Annotated in this window: 3 protein-coding genes and 1 pseudogene; 3 read left to right on the top strand and 1 reads right to left on the bottom strand. The window is 48.2% G+C overall.

Annotated elements, in window-relative coordinates; translation table 11 throughout:
• Positions 1 to 1,270, top strand: a 1,270-nt coding sequence (locus Phpb_RS05915) for a VENN motif pre-toxin domain-containing protein (RefSeq protein WP_240492413.1), incomplete at its 5' end; no start/stop codon positions are given.
• Entirely contained in the window at positions 1,267 to 1,782 is a 516-nt protein-coding gene (locus Phpb_RS05920) for a DUF2247 family protein (protein WP_065389569.1), read from the top strand. The genes Phpb_RS05915 and Phpb_RS05920, both read left to right, overlap by 4 nt.
• 47 nt (positions 1,783 to 1,829) lie before the next feature.
• On the opposite strand, the gene Phpb_RS27360 is transcribed toward Phpb_RS05920, so the two are convergent.
• The gene (locus tag Phpb_RS27360; RefSeq protein ID WP_338046862.1) at positions 1,830 to 1,970 is read right to left on the bottom strand and encodes a SymE family type I addiction module toxin; all 141 of its coding nucleotides are present in this window, start codon (positions 1,968 to 1,970) and stop codon (positions 1,830 to 1,832) included.
• 54 nt (positions 1,971 to 2,024) lie between these two features.
• Between Phpb_RS27360 and Phpb_RS05925 the strand changes: the two are divergent.
• Positions 2,025 to 2,691: pseudogene (locus tag Phpb_RS05925) on the top strand (hemagglutinin repeat-containing protein); the annotation flags it as partial.

Here is a 2,691-nt window from a genome sequence, read left to right on the forward strand (position 1 = left end):
TGGTCAGGCGCTGGCAGGTGGCGCTTCCCCTTACCTGGCTGGCGTGATTAAAGACCTGACTACCGACCCGAAAACCCATCAAGTCGATATCGTCACTAATACTCTGGCCCACGCAATTCTGGGGGCTGTGGCCGCCGAAGTCAGCGGTAACAATGCGCTGGCGGGTGCGGCAGGAGCGGCGGGCGGTGAACTGGCCGCGCGAGAACTGATGAAGCATATTCACGGAGAAAATGCTAAAGTCAGCGACTTAAGTGAAGAGGAAAAACAGACCATCAGCACTCTTTCTACCCTAGCGGCAGGGCTGGCAGGCGGCATTGCCGGTGACTCCACCGGAAGCGCCGTTACCGGTGCCCAGGCCGGGAAGAATGCGATTGAGAATAATGCGTTGAGCCTGCCAAAAGGCATGGCGGAGTACGGTCGGGCACAGAGTTCACTCGCCATGCAAATGCTCAGGGAGGGGGCAACCCCGGATGAATTATCGGAAGCGTTGGCAAAACAAGCGAGAGGTACGCACCCTGAAGGGCAAGATCCGGCCAGAGGGCTGATTGTGGCGTGGGGGAACTTCTTCGGTGTGCCGTTGGATGTGGTGATGTCCAATGAGAAAATGACGCCGGAGAAAGCCGCTGAAATTGTAGCCGGTGGCATCCCGACCAGTGAAGCGAAGGTGATGCAATATGTGGCGGCTAAAGCATTCTTGGCGCTGGCTAAAAATCCTGTTTCGGGTAGCAAAGCAGAAGGTTCATCACCACAATGGAAAGTAGGAGAAGGGAAATTTAGTCCGAAGGATCAGGGTACGGTGACGAATGTTGAGCATCCGGTTGGTAAGTTTGATAGAAAGTCACTACCTAATGGAAAAGAAAACATTGCAAGTGACAAGACAATCAAAAATGACGTATTAGAGCATCAAAGGGTTGGGAGTGGCGAGAAAGGAACTGGTAGTGGAAATAAAGTAGATCAACTACCTAATAAAACTGTTGTTGATATTGATGGGAAAGAAATATCTGTTTATCCAAATAGGAGTAAGCCAACAGCGACACAAGAATTTCCTTCAGTAGCTAAGGCTCATGGTTTCAATGATATTGTTGACAATTATGCTGGCTTAGCAACACAAACGAAATTGAAAAATGGAGCCACTCTTTATCAATTGCCAGGAAAATTAAATGGGGTTGAAGGACGATTTGAGTGGATAGTAGATCCAAAATTAGGTGGTGTAAGCCATAGAATGTTTGTTACTGGCGGAACAGTGAATGGAGTGCCATCAAAACCATGATGAATGATATGTACTTGTTAGCTAAAAAAATGGAATTACTTGATTGGGGAATGATTTTTCTTGGAGCCAAGGGAAACCCTGTTGGTCGTTTATCTGCTCTTAATATAAGTGAGTTTGCATGTAATGAATTAACAAAACTTGATCTGTCTGATTCAATTCTGGTCGAGGTGTCTGAAGCTGCATTTTGCACAGAAATCAATCGTGAAGTGATCGATAGCTTAGAAGTCATATGTGATAAAAAAAATATAAATATACAGTTATCAGAAAGGAAATGGAGATATGTCGCTTTATATATCCTATTACTCAATGAATTGCCTGATGATTACGTATATGGTCTTCTCAAATTAAACGAGTTTTGGAACCTTTGGGGAGATAGTGTTGATTCACCGAATATAGTCCAAGGTATTGGTAATAATCTTTCACCGACAGAGTACTATTCGGACGAGAATTACCACCTATTGATAGAAAAGCATCGTAACTGGTTAGATAGAGAGATTAAGCAATTGCAATAGAGTTGATACAGATCCCAGCCTAAGCGCTGGGATCTTCCCTTTAGCGGTTAGCCGTTCTCAACGAGCCGGATAATCAACTGCCCCCGTTCAACGGTGATGTTCACCGCCTGTCCGGTAGTAAACCCGGCTTCTTCCAGCCAGCCGCCCTTGAGGTGCAAACTGGGATGTTGGCTGTAATAGCAGATCACGCCCGTGCTGCGATTTTCCTAGCGGGCGCTGGTATACCCCACCTGAATAGCTGCGCCGGACTTTTGAAATCCGCAGACAAAGACAAAAACACCCTCGATACCGGCACTCTGGGCTTTGGCGATATCAAAAACAAAGCGGATTTTAAAACCGAACACCATAGCGTGAGTATCAGCACTGGCGGCTCAGTAGGCGGCATGTTACTCAGTAATATGGCGGCCAATACCCTGGGCGGCGCTAACCGGGAAGGCCACGCCCAAAGCACCACCCATGCCGCCGTCAGCGACGGCGCCCTGATTATCCGGGACAAAGACAGCCAGCAACAGGATATCACCACCCTGAGCCGGGATACCGACCATGCCAATAATGCTCTCAGTCCTATCTTTGACAAAGAGAAGGAGCAGCAACGGCTGAGACAGGCCCAACTGATTGGCGAAATCAGTGCGCAGGTGATTGATATCGCCAGCACCGAAGGAGCAATTATCGCCACCAAAGCGGCCCACGCCAAACTGGAGAATATCAGTGACCCGGATAGAGAAGCGGCCCGAAAGAAACTGGAAAACGCCGGCAAAACTAACATTACGCCTGAGCAAATTAAAGACCAGATTTACAAAACCGCCTATAACCAGGCATTGAATGAGTCTGGCCTTGGTACAGGAGGGAAATATCACACTGCTTTACAGGCGGCTACCGCGGCCATTCAGGGACTCGCGGGCGGAAATA

The sequence above is a fragment of the Photorhabdus namnaonensis genome, assembly GCF_001684335.1.
In the GTDB taxonomy this organism is placed as follows: Bacteria; Pseudomonadota; Gammaproteobacteria; order Enterobacterales; family Enterobacteriaceae; genus Photorhabdus; species Photorhabdus namnaonensis.

Excerpts from the sequence above, each read along its gene's own strand:
- Phpb_RS05920 (WP_065389569.1), top strand. The coding sequence starts at position 1,267 with ATGATGAATGATATGTACTTGTTAGCTAAAAAAATGGAATTACTTGAT.